The organism is Pelagimonas sp. (genome assembly GCF_058892305.1).
Window position 1 is genome coordinate 1 of the sequence record NZ_JBZXVN010000038.1, and the last position, 16,939, is coordinate 16,939.

The 16,939-nt window shown below is 56.3% G+C and carries 19 protein-coding genes, 1 tRNA gene and 1 pseudogene; 9 read left to right on the forward strand and 12 right to left on the reverse strand.

Features of this window, described 5'->3' with window-relative positions:
• The 3 genes and pseudogenes from AC5EFR_RS15865 to AC5EFR_RS15875 form a co-directional block, all read right to left on the reverse strand.
• Window positions 1-347: pseudogene (locus AC5EFR_RS15865) on the reverse strand (hybrid sensor histidine kinase/response regulator); the annotation flags it as partial.
• Window positions 348-776: 429 nt separating this feature from the next.
• Entirely contained in the window at window positions 777-1,187 is a 411-nt protein-coding gene (locus tag AC5EFR_RS15870) for a c-type cytochrome (RefSeq protein ID WP_493576763.1), read from the reverse strand.
• Window positions 1,188-1,192: 5 nt separating this feature from the next.
• Complete coding sequence (locus AC5EFR_RS15875; protein WP_493576764.1) at window positions 1,193-1,600, reverse strand: c-type cytochrome; 408 nt, start codon at window positions 1,598-1,600, stop codon at window positions 1,193-1,195.
• A gap of 162 nt (window positions 1,601-1,762) precedes the next feature.
• Between AC5EFR_RS15875 and AC5EFR_RS15880 the strand changes: the two genes are divergently transcribed.
• Window positions 1,763-2,197: a DMT family transporter gene (locus AC5EFR_RS15880; RefSeq protein ID WP_493576765.1), complete on the forward strand. Its 435-nt coding sequence runs from the start codon at window positions 1,763-1,765 to the stop codon at window positions 2,195-2,197.
• A gap of 10 nt (window positions 2,198-2,207) precedes the next feature.
• On the opposite strand, the gene AC5EFR_RS15885 is transcribed toward AC5EFR_RS15880, so the two are convergent.
• Both AC5EFR_RS15885 and AC5EFR_RS15890 read right to left on the reverse strand, forming a co-directional pair.
• Entirely contained in the window at window positions 2,208-2,891 is a 684-nt protein-coding gene (locus tag AC5EFR_RS15885; protein WP_493576766.1) for an ABC transporter ATP-binding protein, read from the reverse strand.
• Between the two features lie 83 nt (window positions 2,892-2,974).
• Window positions 2,975-4,222 (reverse strand): lipoprotein-releasing ABC transporter permease subunit, encoded by a 1,248-nt coding sequence (locus AC5EFR_RS15890; RefSeq protein ID WP_493576779.1) that lies wholly within the window; start codon window positions 4,220-4,222, stop codon window positions 2,975-2,977.
• A gap of 173 nt (window positions 4,223-4,395) precedes the next feature.
• Between AC5EFR_RS15890 and AC5EFR_RS15895 the strand changes: the two genes are divergently transcribed.
• The 3 genes from AC5EFR_RS15895 to AC5EFR_RS15905 all read left to right on the forward strand — a co-directional run bounded on the left by AC5EFR_RS15895 (window position 4,396) and on the right by AC5EFR_RS15905 (window position 6,244).
• A complete protein-coding gene (locus AC5EFR_RS15895; protein WP_493576767.1) occupies window positions 4,396-4,725 on the forward strand; it encodes a DnaJ family domain-containing protein in 330 nt (109 codons plus the stop codon).
• 39 nt (window positions 4,726-4,764) lie between these two features.
• A complete protein-coding gene (locus tag AC5EFR_RS15900) occupies window positions 4,765-5,877 on the forward strand; it encodes a pyridoxal phosphate-dependent aminotransferase (RefSeq protein WP_493576768.1) in 1,113 nt (370 codons plus the stop codon).
• A gap of 145 nt (window positions 5,878-6,022) precedes the next feature.
• Window positions 6,023-6,244, forward strand: coding sequence for a histidinol phosphate aminotransferase (locus AC5EFR_RS15905; protein WP_493576769.1), 222 nt, complete (start codon window positions 6,023-6,025; stop codon window positions 6,242-6,244).
• Here AC5EFR_RS15905 and AC5EFR_RS15910 read toward each other — a convergent pair.
• A complete protein-coding gene (locus AC5EFR_RS15910; RefSeq protein WP_493576770.1) occupies window positions 6,241-7,437 on the reverse strand; it encodes a pyridoxal-phosphate-dependent aminotransferase family protein in 1,197 nt (398 codons plus the stop codon). The two genes, AC5EFR_RS15905 and AC5EFR_RS15910, sit on opposite strands and share 4 nt — an antisense overlap.
• A 154-nt stretch (window positions 7,438-7,591) precedes the next feature.
• Here AC5EFR_RS15910 and AC5EFR_RS15915 point away from each other — a divergent pair, with 154 nt between their 5' ends.
• Window positions 7,592-8,302, forward strand: a complete 711-nt coding sequence (locus tag AC5EFR_RS15915) for a fused DSP-PTPase phosphatase/NAD kinase-like protein (RefSeq protein WP_493576771.1) — start codon at window positions 7,592-7,594, stop codon at window positions 8,300-8,302.
• Entirely contained in the window at window positions 8,299-10,047 is a 1,749-nt protein-coding gene (locus AC5EFR_RS15920) for an ABC transporter ATP-binding protein (protein WP_493576772.1), read from the forward strand. Before AC5EFR_RS15915 ends, AC5EFR_RS15920 begins: the two co-directional genes overlap by 4 nt.
• Before the next feature lies 1 nt (window position 10,048).
• On the opposite strand, the gene AC5EFR_RS15925 is transcribed toward AC5EFR_RS15920, so the two are convergent.
• Window positions 10,049-10,726, reverse strand: coding sequence for a TIGR04283 family arsenosugar biosynthesis glycosyltransferase (locus AC5EFR_RS15925; RefSeq protein ID WP_493576773.1), 678 nt, complete (start codon window positions 10,724-10,726; stop codon window positions 10,049-10,051).
• A 61-nt stretch (window positions 10,727-10,787) separates the two neighbouring features.
• Here AC5EFR_RS15925 and ygfZ point away from each other — a divergent pair, with 61 nt between their 5' ends.
• Complete coding sequence (gene ygfZ, locus AC5EFR_RS15930) at window positions 10,788-11,525, forward strand: CAF17-like 4Fe-4S cluster assembly/insertion protein YgfZ (RefSeq protein ID WP_493576774.1); 738 nt, start codon at window positions 10,788-10,790, stop codon at window positions 11,523-11,525.
• Between the two features lie 24 nt (window positions 11,526-11,549).
• On the opposite strand, the gene AC5EFR_RS15935 is transcribed toward ygfZ, so the two are convergent.
• Together AC5EFR_RS15935 and efp are read right to left on the reverse strand one after the other, a co-directional pair.
• Complete coding sequence (locus AC5EFR_RS15935) at window positions 11,550-12,008, reverse strand: GNAT family N-acetyltransferase (protein ID WP_493576775.1); 459 nt, start codon at window positions 12,006-12,008, stop codon at window positions 11,550-11,552.
• 88 nt (window positions 12,009-12,096) lie between these two features.
• Window positions 12,097-12,660, reverse strand: a complete 564-nt coding sequence (efp, locus tag AC5EFR_RS15940) for an elongation factor P (RefSeq protein ID WP_299924245.1) — start codon at window positions 12,658-12,660, stop codon at window positions 12,097-12,099.
• A gap of 216 nt (window positions 12,661-12,876) precedes the next feature.
• Here efp and AC5EFR_RS15945 point away from each other — a divergent pair, with 216 nt between their 5' ends.
• Window positions 12,877-13,197: a DUF6280 family protein gene (locus AC5EFR_RS15945; RefSeq protein ID WP_299924242.1), complete on the forward strand. Its 321-nt coding sequence runs from the start codon at window positions 12,877-12,879 to the stop codon at window positions 13,195-13,197.
• Between the two features lie 107 nt (window positions 13,198-13,304).
• Here AC5EFR_RS15945 and AC5EFR_RS15950 read toward each other — a convergent pair whose 3' ends face one another.
• From AC5EFR_RS15950 to AC5EFR_RS15960, 3 genes are all read right to left on the reverse strand, one after another.
• Window positions 13,305-14,501 (reverse strand): hypothetical protein, encoded by a 1,197-nt coding sequence (locus AC5EFR_RS15950; protein WP_493576776.1) that lies wholly within the window; start codon window positions 14,499-14,501, stop codon window positions 13,305-13,307.
• A 72-nt stretch (window positions 14,502-14,573) separates the two neighbouring features.
• Window positions 14,574-16,001, reverse strand: coding sequence for a TolC family outer membrane protein (locus AC5EFR_RS15955; RefSeq protein WP_493576777.1), 1,428 nt, complete (start codon window positions 15,999-16,001; stop codon window positions 14,574-14,576).
• 25 nt (window positions 16,002-16,026) lie between these two features.
• Window positions 16,027-16,680, reverse strand: coding sequence for a protein-L-isoaspartate O-methyltransferase family protein (locus tag AC5EFR_RS15960; protein ID WP_493576778.1), 654 nt, complete (start codon window positions 16,678-16,680; stop codon window positions 16,027-16,029).
• A gap of 185 nt (window positions 16,681-16,865) precedes the next feature.
• Between AC5EFR_RS15960 and AC5EFR_RS15965 the strand changes: the two genes are divergently transcribed.
• A tRNA-Cys gene (locus AC5EFR_RS15965) sits at window positions 16,866-16,939 on the forward strand.

Here is a 16,939-nt window from a genome sequence, read left to right on the forward strand (position 1 = left end):
CCAACAAGATGCGTCAGTTTTCCCGCCCTGTTGAACACCGGTTTCATCGAGGTGCGAATATGTCGGGTCTTTTGGATAGCGGGCAAATCAATTTCGTAGGTGGCCGCCTGCTCCGATTGTACCACCCCCATATGAAGCGCCAAAGCCCGTTCGCCTGTGGATCCGCCAAAGATTTCCAAGGCAGTCTTGCCATGCCATTCCTCTTTGAAAAGCTTGGTGACGCCCCGAGACTGTTCGTTCATCGCGATATAGCGCGGCACCTTGTCGTCACCGACCTCCAAAACGATAACGGACATGTCTACGGCATCAAGGATGGCAGAAAAGTCATGTTCCGTTAGGCGTTTCAATCACGATTTCCTTTGCACAAAAGAACGTCGACCGGTGGCAAGCGGGCGGGCGCACTCCGAGGCAAAATGATACCGGATCACTCCTAATCAAAACTAAAGACGATGCTGGTAACAAAGCGGACTTTGCCCGCTACGGCCCACGCATTAACCGCCCTTAACGGCAGTTAACCAATTGCCATGGGGGGGCGCGCCGCCAATCCGTCCACCGCATTGGCAATCTCCCCCAAAAGCGGGTGGAATCGGACGGATTGCCATCAAAGTCGTGATCTGAGCCGTCATCTGGGGCCCCAGATCCGGGCAGCAATCCCCCCGAAAATCGACGGTTTTTGTACCGATTGCCTTGTTGCGCAAACGGCGCGCGGTCCATTACCCCGCGCGCGCCGCCTTTACCCATTGCCGCCAATCCTGTGAAGGGTGGCGACTTGCGAACTAGCGTTCCGCTTGGATGCTTTCAATATAAGACAGCAATGCCAACAACTTACGTGGCGTTGGGGTCTCGATCCCATCGCCGCTGTCATAGGGGATCAAATCCCCTTCCAAAAGTCCGCCAAACTCCGGCATTCCCGGCCCTGCAGGATCGGATCGCGCATAGCCATCAATGCTCGATAACACTTTGGATTCAGGGAATTTTCCTCCGTTTCGTGCTTGAATACCTGTGAGATCTTTGGGGGCCGGTGTCATGTCGCCCGCCATTGGCCCCTTGCCTTTGCCATTCGCCCCGTGACACGCGGCACAGTTTTCCATGAAAAGGGCTTTGCCATCAGAGGCTTGCGGCATTTCCGCTTCAACACAAGCCACCAGGGCCAGACACCCGATCAAGCCACTGAAAGTCCTCAGCATATCTCTCACTCCTGCAGTGTTTTCAGATAGGTAACAAGCTCCAATAAGGGCTGCGGTGTCAACACTGTTTCCCCCTGTGGCGATGTCCATTCGACCATGGGTCCATTTAGAACCGGGCCGAATTCCGGCATCATCCCCTGATGGTAGCGTCCGGGATAGCCATAGACTTGGGTCATCACACGTTCTGCTGGAAAAACACCATCATTCGAGGCTCTTAGCATCCTCAAATCCGCTGGCGGTGAGGGTAATTGATCGGCAATCGGGCCGTTGCCCTGACCACTTGGACCGTGGCAGCTGACACAAAAACTCTCGTAAATCGTTTGGCCTTTGTCGATTGGGTCATCGCCTGAACCGGCACATCCAGCAAGCCCCGACGCCATCACTGTGACCACGGTCAATCCCGTCTTGAACATCTTGTTGCTCCCTCGCGTTTCTTATTGCCCGTTATCTTACGGTGTTTCGGCTGGCAACAACATGACTTGCATCAGGCACAAGCATCCTCACACGTCACTATTTTCTCGACTTTGGGGCCGCAACGTGTTGGTTTATTAGAAAACATGTTAAGAAAGTAGCCCATGCCACACTATGCTTTGTTAATGCTCGCTGCTGGGATTGGCATCCCGGTTCTTGCCGCCCTCAACGCCGCCCTTGGCACCCGGTTGGGCTCTCCAGTTTCCGCGGCGATGATCCTGTTTTGCGTGGCGATGTTGTCCACGGCTTTGGTCTGGATTCTGGCTGGGAGGCCGTCGTTAGCTGCGGCGACTGAAGCTCCGAAACATCTCTTTCTTGGTGGCGTATTGATCGCCTTTTACGTCCTGTCCATCACTTTTGTTGCGCCGCACTTTGGTATTGGAAACGCAGTATTTTTTGTCCTTCTTGGTCAGCTCATAAGCGCGGCAGCCATCGACCATTTCGGCCTCTTTGGAGCTCAGGTCACGGCCCTTAACCTAACCCGCGCCGCTGGGATTTCGGTTATGGTTCTCGGCGTCTGGATCACCCAGCGCGCCTGAACGCGCCGTCTCAATCCTGACGCAAATATCCGCCATCCAAACGGATGCGGCGATCCATTTGGTCGGCCAGTTCAAGGTTATGGGTCGCCACCAAAGCCGATAGGCCAGTCTCCCGCACAAGGCGCATCAAAGCCCCGAATACCCGGTCCGAAGTTTCAGGATCAAGGTTGCCGGTCGGCTCATCCGCCAAAAGCAATTTCGGCGTGTTCGCCATGGCCCGGCAAAAGGCGACGCGCTGTTGTTCCCCCCCCGACAATGCGCCGGGGCGATGGCTGGCGCGGTCCTGAATGCCCACACTGTCCAGAAGCTCAAGCGCGCGCGCATCAGCAGCCCCGCGCCCGACACCATTTGCCAACTGTGGGAGCGCAATGTTTTCCAACGCTGTGAACTCGGGAAGCAGATGGTGGAATTGGTAAACAAACCCCACCTCAGAGCGGCGCATCGCCGTCCGTTTCCGATCCGACCGCCCTTGCATCGCCTGACCGGCGATATCCACGGTCCCGGCATCTGGGGTATCAAGCAATCCGGCGATATGCAGCAATGTCGATTTCCCGGCCCCAGAAGGCGCAACGAGAGCCACAACTTCCCCGCGTTTTACCGTCAAATCCGCACCGCGCAACACATGTACTTCGTTGGGAGCACCGCGGTTGTAAACCTTCTCGATACCCGTCAATTGCAAAACAGTTTCAGACATTTGGCCCCTCCCCGCGCAACGGGCGCATCCAAATTCCGTGCACGGAATTTGCAAAACGCGTGCACGCGTTTTTTGCGCGAACCTCACTCATAGCGCAAGGCCTCCACCGGGTTCATCCGCGCGGCTCGGCGCGCTGGGAAAATCGTCACGACGAAGGACAAGCCGAGCGACAAAGACACCGCAGAAAGTACATCACTTAACTGCAATTTCGCCGGCAAAGCGTATATACCTCGGATTGAGGGATCCCAAACACCGCCGCCCGCCAGGTAATTCACAAAGGCGAAAATCGGGTCGATATAGAGCGCAAACAAACAGCCCAAAATCACCCCAAGCGCCGTGCCAATAATCCCAGTGAACGACCCGCAGATAAAAAACACGCGCATCACCGCCCCTTCGGTAAGCCCCATGGTGCGTAAAATCCCGATGTCACGCCCCTTGTTTTTGACCAGCATAATCAGACCCGACACGATATTCATCGTCGCAATCAACACCAGCACCGAGAGAATGACAAACATCACGTTGTCCTCGATCTCAAGCGCATCCAGAAACCCACCGGACGCGTCCTGCCATGTCCAGATAAGCGTCCCGGTCCCGGCCGCCTGAGCAACCGCATTTGACAGGTTTTCGACCTTCTCTGGCTCGGCCACAATCACCTCAAGTTCATCGGCCACTGCATCACGATTGAAATAAAGCTGCGCCTCCGCAAAGGGCATATAGACGCGCGTCTTATCAATATCATAGCGCCCAGCGGTGAAGATATAGACCACCTCATAGGCCTTGACCCTCGGGCTAGTGCCAAAGGCCGTTTTCACCCCGTTTGGCGAGATCAGTTTGATCGTGTCCCCGACGCCGACGCCCAAGGTCAAAGCAACCCCCGAGCCTATGGCCACGCCCTCGCCAAACCGGGCCAGATCACCGCGCCCGGTCTCTGGGTTGGCCACGCGTGGGATTTGCGCGATGTCTTCGGCCTTGATCCCAAACACCTCAACCCCGGCGTTTGAACCCGGCACATTTGCCATGACCTGCCCCTTGACCAAAGGTGCAACACGGGTGACACCGGGCACCTGACGCACTGCTGCGGCCATGCTGGCGTAGTCCGGCAAGGTGCGCGTGGTCCGGCCGAATTCATCGACACGTTGCATATGATAGACGGTCAGATGGGCGTTGCTCCCGAGGATCGTGTCAACAAACTCCGCCCGGAATCCAGAGCGCACCGCCAAGGTTGCGATCAGGGCAAACACCGCCAAAGTGATGCCAATCAAGCTAATCCACGTCATCACGCTCACGCCGCCCTCGGCGCGTTTGGCGCGCAGATAGCGCCAGGCGATCATCCATTCATAGGGTGCAAACGGCGCGGGCTGTCGCGCTGGTCCTTGCGATGTTCCACTGGGCATCTTCGGCCTCATCTCTGTGCTCTGAACCGCCAGACCAAATCCTGTGTCATGCGTCAAGCGAACAGCGGCTTTCTCTCGTATTTCAGGCGGATATGTGCTAGTTTTCCCCTATGTCAAAATTTCGTCGTCTTACCGAAGCGCAAGAACGCAAAGCCCTGGCCGAAGGCAAGCTTTCTGGCCTCGCGGGTGAAGGCAAGCCGCTTGCCAATCGCCCCGGTGATGCGTTGATTGACGCCGCAGATGCCGTTGGCTATCGGATCATGGCCGAAGCTGGAGCGCTTCCCGAAGAAATCGGGCTCAAGGCGCGTCTGGATCATGCCCGTGCGAATTGGCAGGCCGCCACGGATGACGCCGACAAAAAGCAACTGATGGCCAAACTCGCAGATTTGCAGATGCGTTATGAGATTGCCCGCGACGCACGGCGCAAGTTCCTCAAATAACCCTCTTGCCTCAGGCCGCGCATTGTCCAATATGCGCCCATGACTGGACCTCGCTACCCCTCGCTGATCGCCTCTTTGCCCGAAACCGTGCCTTTTGTCGGCCCCGAAGTGCAGGAACGCGCCCGTGGCGCAGAGTTCGACGCACGTTTGGGGGCCAATGAAAACGTCTTTGGCCCCTCGCCCAAGGCAATTGCCGCGCTGCAAAACGGGGCGGCAGACATCTGGAAATACGCCGATCCAACAAACTTTGATCTGCGCAATGCATTGGCCGCAAAGATTGGCTGTGTGCCGGAAAACCTCATCGTTGGCGAAGGGATTGATGGCTTGCTTGGCTATCTGACGCGGTTGCTGATTGAACAGGGCGACGCCGTTGTGACCTCGGATGGGGCTTATCCAACGTTCAATTACCATGTGGCGGGCTTTGGTGGCGTGTTGCACAAATTGCCCTATCGCGACGATCACGAAGACCTCGCCGCGCTTTTGGACAAGGCCGCCGAGGTTGATGCCAAGCTGGTTTATTTTGCCAACCCCGATAACCCGATGGGCACTTGGGTCGAGGGTGCAGAAATCGAGGCGGCGCTTGATCGCATCCCCGAGGGGTGTGTGCTGATTTTGGACGAGGCCTATATCGAATTTGCCCCCAAGGGCACCGCTGCCAACATCGCCTTTGATGACCCGCGGGTCATTCGGTTTCGCACCTTTTCAAAGGGTTACGGCATGGCGGGTGCCCGTGTGGGCTATGGCATCGCTGACCCGGCATTGATCCGCGCCTTTGACAAAATTCGCAACCATTTCGGCATGAATCGGGCTGCACAGGCCGGGGCTTTGGCCGCGCTGGAGGATGCGGATTGGTTGGCCAAGACCGTGGCCAATGTTGATGAGGGCAAGGCCGAAATTGGCCGGATTGCGGCACAGAACGGCTTGACTGCGCTGCCCTCGGCCACCAACTTTGTCGCGGTGGATTGCGGACGCGATGGGGATTTCGCGCGCGCGGTGTTGGCCTCATTGATTGCCCAAGGTGTGTTTGTACGGATGCCATTTGTGGCCCCACAAGATCGCTGTATCCGCATCAGTGCGGGACGCCCTCAGGATATGCAGGCCTTCGCAGCAGCATTGCCTGTGGCCTTGGACGCGGCGCGCAACGCCGGCTAAGCGGCGCGCCAAACCGGCGGGAATTTACCGAAAATTGACAGCTATGCACGAAGCTAGGGCAAATTGCCCCGCTTTGTGCTACACTTGGGCCGTCTCCATTCCGGGGCCGGACAATCTGCACCCCGCTGCAAAAGGAGCCGGACAAATGCACGATTCAGATCCTCAAACCCCCGTTTCCTATCGAACGGCCAACCTGACACTGGTTTTCGTCAACCTGTTTTGGCTTTTACTGGTGGTGTGGTCGACATTTGGAATTGGCGCTGTGATGATTGCCGGGGCCATCGGCAACCATCTGATTACACGTTACGAGTTTGCGCAACGCCGCCGTTCCGCCGGGGTTGACCGCCCCGACGACGACAAGGGTTAGCCAACCTCGGTGCCAATCTGACGCGCGGCGGCCGTGACGCCGCCGGTTTGGTGTGAAATGCCCAAAGCATGTAGCCCGGCTTCGACACTGCCCAACATGCCCAAAACCATTGTGGCGTTCAGATGCCCCATATGTCCAAAGCGAAACACACCTGATGCGGTTGGATCATTCTCATCGCCCATGCCGAGCCCGATCCCAAGGGTTACGCCCGCATTGGCGCTACACCACGCGCGCAAGCGGTCCCCGTCTGGCGGGCTGATCCGAACGGCAGTGACTGCACAGGACCGATGCGCCGGATTGGCGACGTTCAACGCCATCGGTGCCCCCCAATGATCAACGGCGGCCCAAATCGCGCGCGCCAAGGAACGATGCCGCGCCCAGACGCCTTCGATGGTTTCGGCGCGGATCATGTCCAAAGCTACACGCAGGGCCCAAAGGTGATGGGTTGGCGCAGTACCCCCAAAATACTGATAGAAAATCTCCGGCTCGACCCGTGGGACCCAATCCCAATAGCCAGATACACGTGGCATAGCGGCCCGAACCGCCGCGGCGCGATCATTGAACCAGACAAAGCCAAGGCCGGGCGGCACCATAAGGCCTTTTTGGCTAGCCGATACCAAAACATCGACGCCCCAGGCATCCATGCGCATCTCTTCGCATCCCAAGGACGCCACACAATCCGCCATCAACAAGGCCGGATGCCCGACCTCATCCAGAACTTTGCGCAGGGCGGCAATGTCGCTCCGCACAGAGGTTGAGGTATCGGTATGCACCGCCAAAACGGCTTTGATCTTTTGCCCGCCGTCCGCCAACAAGGCTTGGCGCACCCGATCTGGATCAATCGGCGTGGTGCGGCCATGCTCCAAAACCTCAACCTCGGCCCCAATGCTGCGGGCCATTTCGGCCCAGCCATGGCCAAAAATCCCGGTGGTCGGCACCAGAACCGTCTCGCCAGGTGCGATGCAATTGCTCAGCGCCGCCTCCCAAGCCCCATGACCATTGGCAATATAGATCGCCGCATGGCCGTCTGTTTGCGCCACATACCGCAAGTCCCGGATCAACCCTTGGGTTAGCTCATTCAACTCGGGTGCATAAATATCAGGCGCAGGACGTTGCATGGCCTGCAACACAGCATCCGGCATAACAGAGGGGCCCGGCAGGGCCATATGAAGGCGCCCATTGGCGAGTGACATTTGATATTCTCCTGAAAATCCCCAGTTACAGGTTAAGTGATCCGGGGTGATTTGACGCCAGAGTATCGCGGCGAACCGCATGGTCAATAGCGCGCATGCTTGCCAGCCGCCGCCAGACCCCTTAAACCGCGCCCTTGAACCAAAAGGACATCGCATGCTGGCGAAACTCTGGACCAAACTTGACGATGCCGAACGCCGCTTGCGCCGTTCCTTTGGCAAAGACATCACCGATCCGTCTGCGCGCCGGTGGTCCCGGCTTCATTATCATGTGTTTGATCACGCGTTTTTGCGGGTCCTTTGGACCAACTTTTACCAGATCGCACCGAATGTCTGGCGCTCGAACCAACCGACCCACGCCCGGTTCAAGACATATGCCGGTATGGGGATCAAAACCGTGATCAACCTACGTGGCGAAGACAAGTATTCGTACTATCTCTTTGAAAAAGAAAGCTGTGATGAGCTTGGGTTAACTTTGGTGAATGCCAAACTATGGGCCCGCGAAGCCGCGCCGCGCCGCCGTATCATTGCGGTGATTGATGCCCTGCGCGCCGCTGAACGCCCGATGATGTTTCACTGCAAATCGGGTGCGGATCGCGCCGGTTTTGTTTCGGCGTTGTATGTGTTGATCTTTGAAGGCGCGTCTATCGAAGACGCCAAAAAGCAGCTGAGCCTAAAATACATCCACCTCGATTTCACCAAGACAGGCGTTCAGGATTACATCTTGCGTATCTTTGAGGCCCGACAAGAGATTGGCCCCATTGGGTTCGAGGATTGGATCCGCACCGAATATGACGCCAAACCCATTCAGCGCGCGTGGGACGCCCGGCGCACCGAAGCCGACATTGCCGCCGAGCTTTTGGTATGAGCGAAGACGAGCACACATCGTCTTGGGTTTTGTTCAAATGGCTGTGGCACGGCTATCTGCGCCGCTATGTGTGGTTTCTCGCCGTTGCCTTGTTTTTCATGATGCTCGAAGGCGGGCTTACGGCCAGTTTCAGCGTCATGATGCAGCCGCTGTTTGATGATGTTTTCCTTGGTGCCAAACAAGACGCGCTGCTTTGGGTCGGTTTGGCTGTGCTTGGGATATTTGTGGCACGCGGCTTGGTTAGCCTTGCGCATAAGGTCATTTTGACCTGGGCGTCACAACAATCCATGGCCGATATCCGCAGTGATATGCTTGCCCATTTAATGACGTTGGACGTGGATTTTCATAGCCTGCATGGCCCCGGCCAACTTATCCAACGCGTCGAAGGTGATGTCGGCGCGATTGCCAAGGTTTGGAAAACGCTGGTCACGGGCGCGGGCCGCGATGCGGTGACATTTATTGCGCTCTTGGCTGTGGCCTTTTGGACCGATTGGGTCTGGACCCTTGTCGCCCTAGTTGGCGTGCCGTTGATGATCGGGCCAACCGCGTTTTTGCAGCGCTTTGTGCGCAAAAATTCGCGCCGTGTTCGTCAGATCGCAGCGGATCAATCCACCCGCCTGAACGAAGTCTTTCATGGTATTTTGCCGGTCAAATTGAACCAGCTTGAAAAACACCAGTCCAAAAACTTTACCAAGCTTCAGCATCAACGCGTCAAAACCGAAGTGCGCGCCGCCGCGGGTCAGGCCTCCTTGCCGACTCTGATTGATGTGATGTCTGGGCTCGGTTTTTTTGGCATTCTTTATATGGCCGGGAGCGAAATCCTTGCCGGTGAAAAGACGGTCGGCGAGTTCATGACCTTTTTCACCGCCATTGGCATGATGTTTGAACCCCTGCGCCGGTTGGGTGCCGTGAGCGGGGCTTGGCAAATGGCCGCCGCCGGGATCGAACGCGTCAAGGCGATGCTTGAAACGCCGTCCAACCTCTTGGACTCGGCGCACCCCACCCCTGCCCCGACGGGCACCCCCGGCATTGTCATGCACGACGTGGCACTCAATTACGGCGATGCGAAAATCTTGCGCGGTCTAAGCTTTGACGCCGAGGCCGGGAAAACAACGGCTTTGGTTGGGGCCTCTGGGGCCGGTAAATCAACCGTGTTCAACCTGTTGACCCGTTTGGTCGATCCCGCCTCTGGTGAGGTTCTCATCGGCGGAATTGCCCCGTCGACGATGACGTCACATGACCTGCGCAGCATGATTTCGGTCGTCAGCCAAGACGCCATGTTGTTCGACGAAACGCTCCGCGAAAACATCGTTCTTGATCGCGAGGTGAGTGAAGAACACCTTCAAGCAGCGCTTGAAGCGGCCTTTATCACCGATTTCCTGCCCCGCCTCGAAGACGGGTTGGACACCGCCGTTGGACCGCGTGGCTCGAACCTATCGGGTGGGCAACGCCAGCGGGTCGCCATTGCTCGCGCGCTCTTGCGCGACACGCCGATCTTGTTGCTTGATGAGGCCACCAGCGCGCTTGATGTGCAGTCCGAAGCCAAGGTCCAAGCCGCGCTTGATAGGCTGGCAATCGGGCGGACAACGCTTGTCATTGCCCACCGCCTGTCAACCGTGCGTAACGCCGACAAGATTGTGGTGATGGATCAGGGGCGCGTTGTCGAAGAAGGCACACACGAAGCATTGATGGGCAAAGGCGGAGCCTATGCCGAGTTGTGCCGCCTGCAATTCGACCGAACGTAATCTAGCGCCGGTAGGCTTGGGCAAGCGTCTCGGAATCGGTTCCTGACAAATGCCGTGCTAGGGTCATCAAGTTGCGTGAACCGCGTTTGATCCAGCCTTGATTTTGGTATTTTTTCGCAGAGGTGACCGCTTGGATCGGCAGCTCAGCAAGCTTACCGCGCAAAGCCCGCGCCATTTCGACGTCTTCCATCAACGGCATATCTCGAAATCCACCGACACCGTCATAGGTTTCGCGATCAATCATCAGACCCTGATCGCCATAGGGCAGCCCAAAGCGGCGTGACCGCAAATTGGCCCATGCCGCCACAAAACGTGGGGCAAACCCCGTTGCATCAAACCGCAATTGGGCGTGATACCCGCCGGGTTTTGATAGCGCATGTGAAACCGGACCGCTCCAGCCTTCGGACAAGACCGTGTCCGCATGTAAGAAGAACAACCACTCGCCTTGCGCGGCATCTGCGCCTCGCTTTAACTGCCCCCCACGCGAGGCCGGTCCTTTGACAACCACACCTCCGGCGCCCTCGGCAATCTTGATCGTTGCATCAGATGACCCACCATCCGACACCACCAATTCGCGGATCAACCCGGCCTGCAACCCCTCGCCCAATGCCGCCAAACAGAGCGGCAAGGCATCGGCTGCGTTCAGAGTTGGGATGATGACAGAGATCGGAGCGCGCATGGGGCCTGTTCGTTTGGGGTTTCTCGGCCTATATGGCAATCACGAACAGAAGGAAACGGTGATGAGCAACGAGACACGCAAAGTGCTGCGGCTGAGCGGCAGTGACGTGACGCATTTTTTGCAAGGCTTGGTCACAAACGATGTGGACCGTCTCGCAGATGGGATCGTCTATACAGCGCTTTTGACGCCACAGGGTAAATACCGCGCCGATTTCTTTTTGGTGCCGGTCGGCGACGATGTTCTGATTGACGTGCAGGAGGATCTGGCCGCCGCCCTCGCGCAGGTGCTTGGCATGTATAAACTGCGTTCGGATGTGAGCATTGCAGAGACTGACATGACCGTGACCCGTGGCGTTGGCGAAACACCAGAGGGGGCTTTTGCCGATCCGCGCCATGCCTCCTTGGGTTGGCGTGGTTATCATGGGCAACCGGATCAGGATGTGGATTGGGACGCCCTGCGCGTCGCGGCTTGTGTTCCGCAAACCGGAGTTGAGCTTACACCCGACACTTTTATTCTTGAGGCGGGTTTTGAGCGTTTGAACGGCGTTGACTACAAAAAGGGGTGTTATGTCGGGCAAGAGGTGACCGCCAGAATGAAGCACAAGACCGAGTTGCGCAAAGGCTTGGCAACGGTCGGTATTTCAGGAAGCGCCCCGGTCGGGACCGAGATCAAAGCCGGCGACAAAACCGCCGGCACTTTGTTTACACAATCGGGCAATCAGGCCATCGCCTATCTCCGATTTGACCGCGCGACCGGTGATATGAGCGCAGAGACCGCAACGGTAACCTACAGCGGCTAAACTACGGTTTCTGTGGCCCGTCGATCACAGGGTTTTGCGCAAAACCAAATACTGATCGACGGCCCCAACCGCATGGTAAAACGGTTTTGCACCTTGGTTTGTGGCGTCCTGTGTCACCACCCAATTGGTGATCCCTTTCGCCCGCATATCCGTTTCCATGGCGTCAACCAAACGATGACCTAACCGTTGGCCACGATGGGTAGGGGCAATGTAGAGGTGGTCGATTTTCATCCGTCGACCACCCCACCTAAGGCCGTCGGTTTGGACATCCTCTGGTAGTGCAAGAAGATAGGCGACCAGGCCCCAGCCCGCATCAATCGCATAGGTGATGGCTCCATGGTCCGCGAGCGTTTGCAGATGCGATAGGTAGTCGGCGTCGCTGCCTTCGGCATGGTATTTGAACGGCGACAGGCACACGTGGAAATTGTGTAACGCCCGAAACAGGGGCAGCACATCGTGCAAGGGTGGGTTCACAACAAGCATCAAAAAAGCCTCCTAAGCTTGCGCCGGAGGCTTTTAAGTCAATTCTAAACCCCCGGCAATTCGGGGGATATGCGCGCGGGCCCCGAGGTCAGGCGCGCTCGGAATATTCCATGGTCTCGGTGTTGACCACAATCGCTTCGCCCTGCCCCACAAACGGTGGCACAGAGACACGCACTCCGTTGTCCAACAGCGCGGGCTTAAAGCTATTCGCCGCCGTTTGGCCTTTGACAACCGGCTCGGTCTCTTCGATCACACAGGTGACTTTCTGAGGTACGGTCGCGCTTAGCGCTTCTTCCTCGTGGAACTCCACAACGATGGTCATGCCGTCCTGTAGAAACGGACGACGCTCGCCAAGAATAGCCGCTGCAATCTGAACCTGATCGTAGGTTTCAGTGTCCATAAAGATCAGCTGACCGTCGTCTTCGTAAAGGAACTGCATGTCCTTTTGCTCAAGGCGGACTTTTTCCACCTTGTCGGCGCTGCGGAAGCGTTCGTTCAGCTTAGAGCCGTTGCGCAGGTTGCGCAGCTCGACCTGAGCAAAGGCACCGCCCTTGCCGGGTTTGACATGGTCGACCTTAACAGCTGCCCAAAGGGCGTTGTTGTGCTCAAGCACGTTTCCGGGGCGGATCTCGTTTCCGTTGATCTTTGGCATGTGACAAAACCTTGACAAAAGGTTGAAGGAAGTTTGACGCATCCTATATCTGGCAGGTCACCGCAAAGCAAGGCAACGATATGTCGTAGTCAACACGTTTAAGCTATGCGTTAACGGTATGGGTGCTATGCATTTGCGGGGTATCCGAATCGGTTTGAATAGGTCATAACCGCCCTCACGCCGAAAAAGACAAGAGCAATAATTATAGGTCGAGATATGAGAGATTTCGTTGACGGCACCGCGTTTAATGCAGAGCAGGGAAACCGTGCTCGCAAGCTGTTCGCAGCTGTGGTGCTTGCTGCCCTAGACGACGCAATCGCTGACGACAAGAAATACGGCAATGGTCCGGAACAAATCGCCCGTTGGGCACGCTCGCGCGATGGTCGCGAAGTGCTGTCTTGTGCAGGTATTGATCCGAACGAACGTGTTGTTTCTGGTTTGATGGATTTTGTGTCCAAAGGTGTCCGCACCTCTGTTGCGCTATCGCGTGAAGAGAGCGAACGTCGCAATGCGGCACAACAGGCTGAAGCCGCATAGTTGCGAGTCAGACTGATAAAAAAAACGCGCCCTTTTAGGGCGCGTTTTTTTGTTTTTAAGTAGGATAATTTTGCGAAGACCATGCAAGGCTTGGCAAAACACGATGGTTAATCGAAATCCTGACTCATCAGAACACGATGGATTTCACGGCGCACCAATTTGCGCACGTTACGGGTAATCCGTTCACCCAATGCACCTTGCAATTCTTGGCGTACAATCTCCGACACCAATCCACGCAGTGTATCTTCATCTATTGTCAGCGCATCACCGGCCCCGGCGACGGCCTCCGTTTCATCTGTGTCGGCCGTTTCACTTATAGGTTGATCAGCAGTTTCAGAAACGACAATTGTCTCGTCCGCTGTCTCAGAGGTATTTGGAAGATGATCCTGCCACTCTAAGACATCCGAAGATCGCTGAAAAACCGGAGCTTCGGGGTCTGACTGCTCTGGCTCCCACTCTTCTTCGTGACCTCTCCCGATCAATTCTTCCAGCGCCGCGATTTTACTCTCTAGGCTTTCTTCTCCAACCGGCTCGCCGCCAATCTCGTCCTCCGTCGGAGCGATAACGACGTCATCGTTTTGAACCAGAGTCTCTATGGCCTCATCCTGTTCGTCACCGTCTTCGCCATCATCATTTATCGGGTCATCGACGTCGGCACGGTTTTGGCTCTCGGTATCCAAATCGGCAGCGGCATCAAATTCATCCAGCGCCTTCTCTACCTCATCCTCAACCAGTTGGCTCAACAAATGGGAGGTCAGATCCTCAACGCCATCCGTTTCAGCTTCAACTCGCTTTTCTAGATCAGCAGTTTCTGGCTCTTCAAGGCGGGCATCCTGTGAGAAAATGAGCTCATCTTCGCCACCTGGCTCAGGCACATCCGTGTCTTCTGTTTCATCCCGAACGCTGGTTTCAACGGCCTCGATCACATCGGCGGCGTGCTCAAAAGACACATCATCAATGTCACTTTGTGCAAAATCGTCCGTATTTTCCGCGCCTTCCGGATCGGGAGTCGCCTCTTCGACCAAGGGCGCAAGGTCTGTCAACAGAATCGGAGCACTCTCGTCCTCTTGTGATTCGACGGCTTCAACAACCTCAGGAGCGGGGCTGATGGTTTCGACCTCGGACAGGATTGGCCCCGTGTCCACGTCTTCGCCGCTCACACGCAATGCAGGCGTTAAAACCAACCTATCAGGCTGTTTTACAGCTGCAGACTGCGGTTTGATCACGCGCGCATCGTCAGACACCAGCCGACGAATAGAGGAAAGGACATCCTCAATTTCAACATTCGTTACAGGATCGGTCATTCTTTGTACCACTCTTGCCTCAGGCCAGAGTGTAGCCTCACGACCTGATTCAGACAACAGATGCTGAAAAAGTTACTCTTTTCCCAGAGCACGCAAGACACGGTCCAAATCACGGCCCTGTTTACTTACCGCTGAGGGAGCATCCTTGACCAGATTGTAATACGCCGCCGGATCATATTTTGGTACGTTCAGCTGGAGCGTGTCCGACGTCAAAAGCCCGATCGAGGCCAAGATTGCATAGGCTGCAATGGTTTCATCAACCTGGGCTGAAATGAGATTGGCGCGCGCGTCCGTCAAATTCTGTTCGGCGTCCAAAACATCCAGAGTTGTCCGTGCCCCAAGCTTGGCTTCTTCACGTACACCACGGAACGCAACCGTCGCGGCGCGCACCTGAGATTCAAAGGCTTGTCGGCTCGCCTTGGCAACGGAGCGCTGTACAAAAGCATTGCCGACATTTTGCTGAACCGAGTGCCGTACGACGTGGAGATTCCCTCGCGACGCATCTCGATTGGCGCGCGCTTGTCGCACAACCGAGCGTAGCTTTCCGCCCTGATAAATAGCACCACCCGCATTCAAGCTGATTGAGCCACCATGAGTGTAGTTCGGATTATCAAAATCTTCGGTTACCCCCAACCGTCCCTCAAGGGACACAGTCGGCTTCATTGACGCTTCGGCGATTTGAATGGCAATTTCATTCGCCGCGACCTGATGCTGAACCGTGATCATATCAGGATGGATACGAACGGCTTGTGCTTTGGCCGAATCCACCGAGGCTGGCAATTTCGGGTCTCGTTTTGGACGCGCCAAGTTGCCCGGTTTGCGCCCGACGGCGGCCCTATACTCTTCCTCGGCGGCGACCAATTGACCACGCGCCGACGCCAAAGCGGATTCGCCCTGTGCAAGGCTCGCTTCTGCGAGTGCAACATCCGTTCTGGTGACTTCACCAACCTCAAAACGATCGCGTGCGGCGCGTACTTCTTGCTTGAAGACACGGACACCATTGATCCTCAGGGCCACGATCTCCTTGGCACGCTCCACTTCCATGAAGGCGTTGACGGCACGCAGCAGCACCTGTTGCTCAACAGAAACCAGCCCCGCTCGTGTGGCCAACACAGCCTCTTTGGCAGCTGAAATCTTTAAGCGATTCGCACCGCCAGCATAGAGAGTGATTTCCGCGACAAGGTTCAAGCTGACTTGGTTTGTGGCATTGCCGCCGACGACATAGGCGTTCGCAAGGTTATTAAATGATCGTTGCGAAGCAAAATCACGCGACATGCTACTTGCCCAAGACACCACCGGTCTCAGACCTGCAATTGCTTGCGCGACATCCTCGTCTGCGGCGCGCAAGACGGCTCGGTTTTGCTCGATCAGGCCGCTATGTTTATACGCCCCGATAAGCGCATCCGCCAAGCTTTCGGCCCAGACAGGAGCCGCACCCGCAACCGAAACAGCGAGCGCCGCAGCGCTCCCTACAAAAAACCGTCGAACACTAAATGTCATTCTGCCCCCGTTTCAGCCCTTTATCCTAAAGAGCGAACGCCGTTTCTTTTTCAAAGCCTTGCAGCACAGGGGCGATACCGTTGAATGCATGACGCCACGCGATGCTACCATCCCATTTATGTCCAACTTTAACGGTTCCAAGGGCATTCTCAACGAAAATGCACGCAATGCGCCCACCTTCCTTCAGTTGCCCCACAATCGCATCGGGCAAAGCTTCGACACCCCCTTCAACGATGATAACATCATAGGGGCCATGCTCAGCCGCACCTTCGGCCAAGGGACCGGCGTGCAAGATCACATTGTCAGAATGGTTTTCCGTCAATAAACCTTGTGCTTCGGCGACTTGGTCTTCGTCGTCTTCAACCGCCACAACCGCTTCTGCGATGCGCGCAATCACCGCAGAGGAGTAGCCCAGACCAACCCCGATATCGAGCACAAGGTCATCATTTCCAAGGTCGAGACATTCAAGCATTTTGGCAAACAACCGCGCATCCAAAAGATGCCGGCCGGGCCAAAGCTCGACATGGTCGCCGGCATAGGCCGCTTCGACCTTCTCTCCGGGAACAAAAATCTCACGCGGCACGGTGAGCATGGATTCAATAATGGGGAACTCGGTCACATCCGAGGGACGAACCTGTGTATCAACCATCATGCGGCGGCGGGTGGCAAAATCTGTCATGCACTAAACTCTTTCGTTCAGATACTTGCCCTATGTATTGCCACATCTGCACACAGTCGGCAATGACCGAGGTCGTTCAATATTGCGATATGCGTCAGCGTGACCAATTTTTGTTTCCCTAGGCATTTTTTCACAGGTATGCGCTTGACGCCATTCGCCCAACCTCCTAATCAGTCCTCCACTCTGGCGAGTTGGCGGAGTGGTTACGCAGCGGATTGCAAATCCGTGTACACCGGTTCGATTCCGGTACTCGCCTCCA

Bases quoted from the DNA above. Each gene is read 5' to 3' on its own strand.
- AC5EFR_RS15870 (WP_493576763.1), bottom strand. From the start codon at position 1,187: ATGCTGAGGACTTTCAGTGGCTTGATCGGGTGTCTGGCCCTGGTGGCT.
- AC5EFR_RS15875 (WP_493576764.1), bottom strand. From the start codon at position 1,600: ATGTTCAAGACGGGATTGACCGTGGTCACAGTGATGGCGTCGGGGCTT.
- AC5EFR_RS15880 (WP_493576765.1), top strand. From the start codon at position 1,763: ATGCCACACTATGCTTTGTTAATGCTCGCTGCTGGGATTGGCATCCCG.
- AC5EFR_RS15885 (WP_493576766.1), bottom strand. From the start codon at position 2,891: ATGTCTGAAACTGTTTTGCAATTGACGGGTATCGAGAAGGTTTACAAC.
- AC5EFR_RS15890 (WP_493576779.1), bottom strand. From the start codon at position 4,222: ATGATCGCCTGGCGCTATCTGCGCGCCAAACGCGCCGAGGGCGGCGTG.
- AC5EFR_RS15895 (WP_493576767.1), top strand. From the start codon at position 4,396: ATGTCAAAATTTCGTCGTCTTACCGAAGCGCAAGAACGCAAAGCCCTG.
- AC5EFR_RS15900 (WP_493576768.1), top strand. From the start codon at position 4,765: ATGACTGGACCTCGCTACCCCTCGCTGATCGCCTCTTTGCCCGAAACC.
- AC5EFR_RS15905 (WP_493576769.1), top strand. From the start codon at position 6,023: ATGCACGATTCAGATCCTCAAACCCCCGTTTCCTATCGAACGGCCAAC.
- AC5EFR_RS15910 (WP_493576770.1), bottom strand. From the start codon at position 7,437: ATGTCACTCGCCAATGGGCGCCTTCATATGGCCCTGCCGGGCCCCTCT.
- AC5EFR_RS15915 (WP_493576771.1), top strand. From the start codon at position 7,592: ATGCTGGCGAAACTCTGGACCAAACTTGACGATGCCGAACGCCGCTTG.
- AC5EFR_RS15920 (WP_493576772.1), top strand. From the start codon at position 8,299: ATGAGCGAAGACGAGCACACATCGTCTTGGGTTTTGTTCAAATGGCTG.
- AC5EFR_RS15925 (WP_493576773.1), bottom strand. From the start codon at position 10,726: ATGCGCGCTCCGATCTCTGTCATCATCCCAACTCTGAACGCAGCCGAT.
- ygfZ (WP_493576774.1), top strand. From the start codon at position 10,788: ATGAGCAACGAGACACGCAAAGTGCTGCGGCTGAGCGGCAGTGACGTG.
- AC5EFR_RS15935 (WP_493576775.1), bottom strand. From the start codon at position 12,008: ATGCTTGTTGTGAACCCACCCTTGCACGATGTGCTGCCCCTGTTTCGG.
- efp (WP_299924245.1), bottom strand. From the start codon at position 12,660: ATGCCAAAGATCAACGGAAACGAGATCCGCCCCGGAAACGTGCTTGAG.
- AC5EFR_RS15945 (WP_299924242.1), top strand. From the start codon at position 12,877: ATGAGAGATTTCGTTGACGGCACCGCGTTTAATGCAGAGCAGGGAAAC.
- AC5EFR_RS15950 (WP_493576776.1), bottom strand. From the start codon at position 14,501: ATGACCGATCCTGTAACGAATGTTGAAATTGAGGATGTCCTTTCCTCT.
- AC5EFR_RS15955 (WP_493576777.1), bottom strand. From the start codon at position 16,001: ATGACATTTAGTGTTCGACGGTTTTTTGTAGGGAGCGCTGCGGCGCTC.
- AC5EFR_RS15960 (WP_493576778.1), bottom strand. From the start codon at position 16,680: ATGACAGATTTTGCCACCCGCCGCCGCATGATGGTTGATACACAGGTT.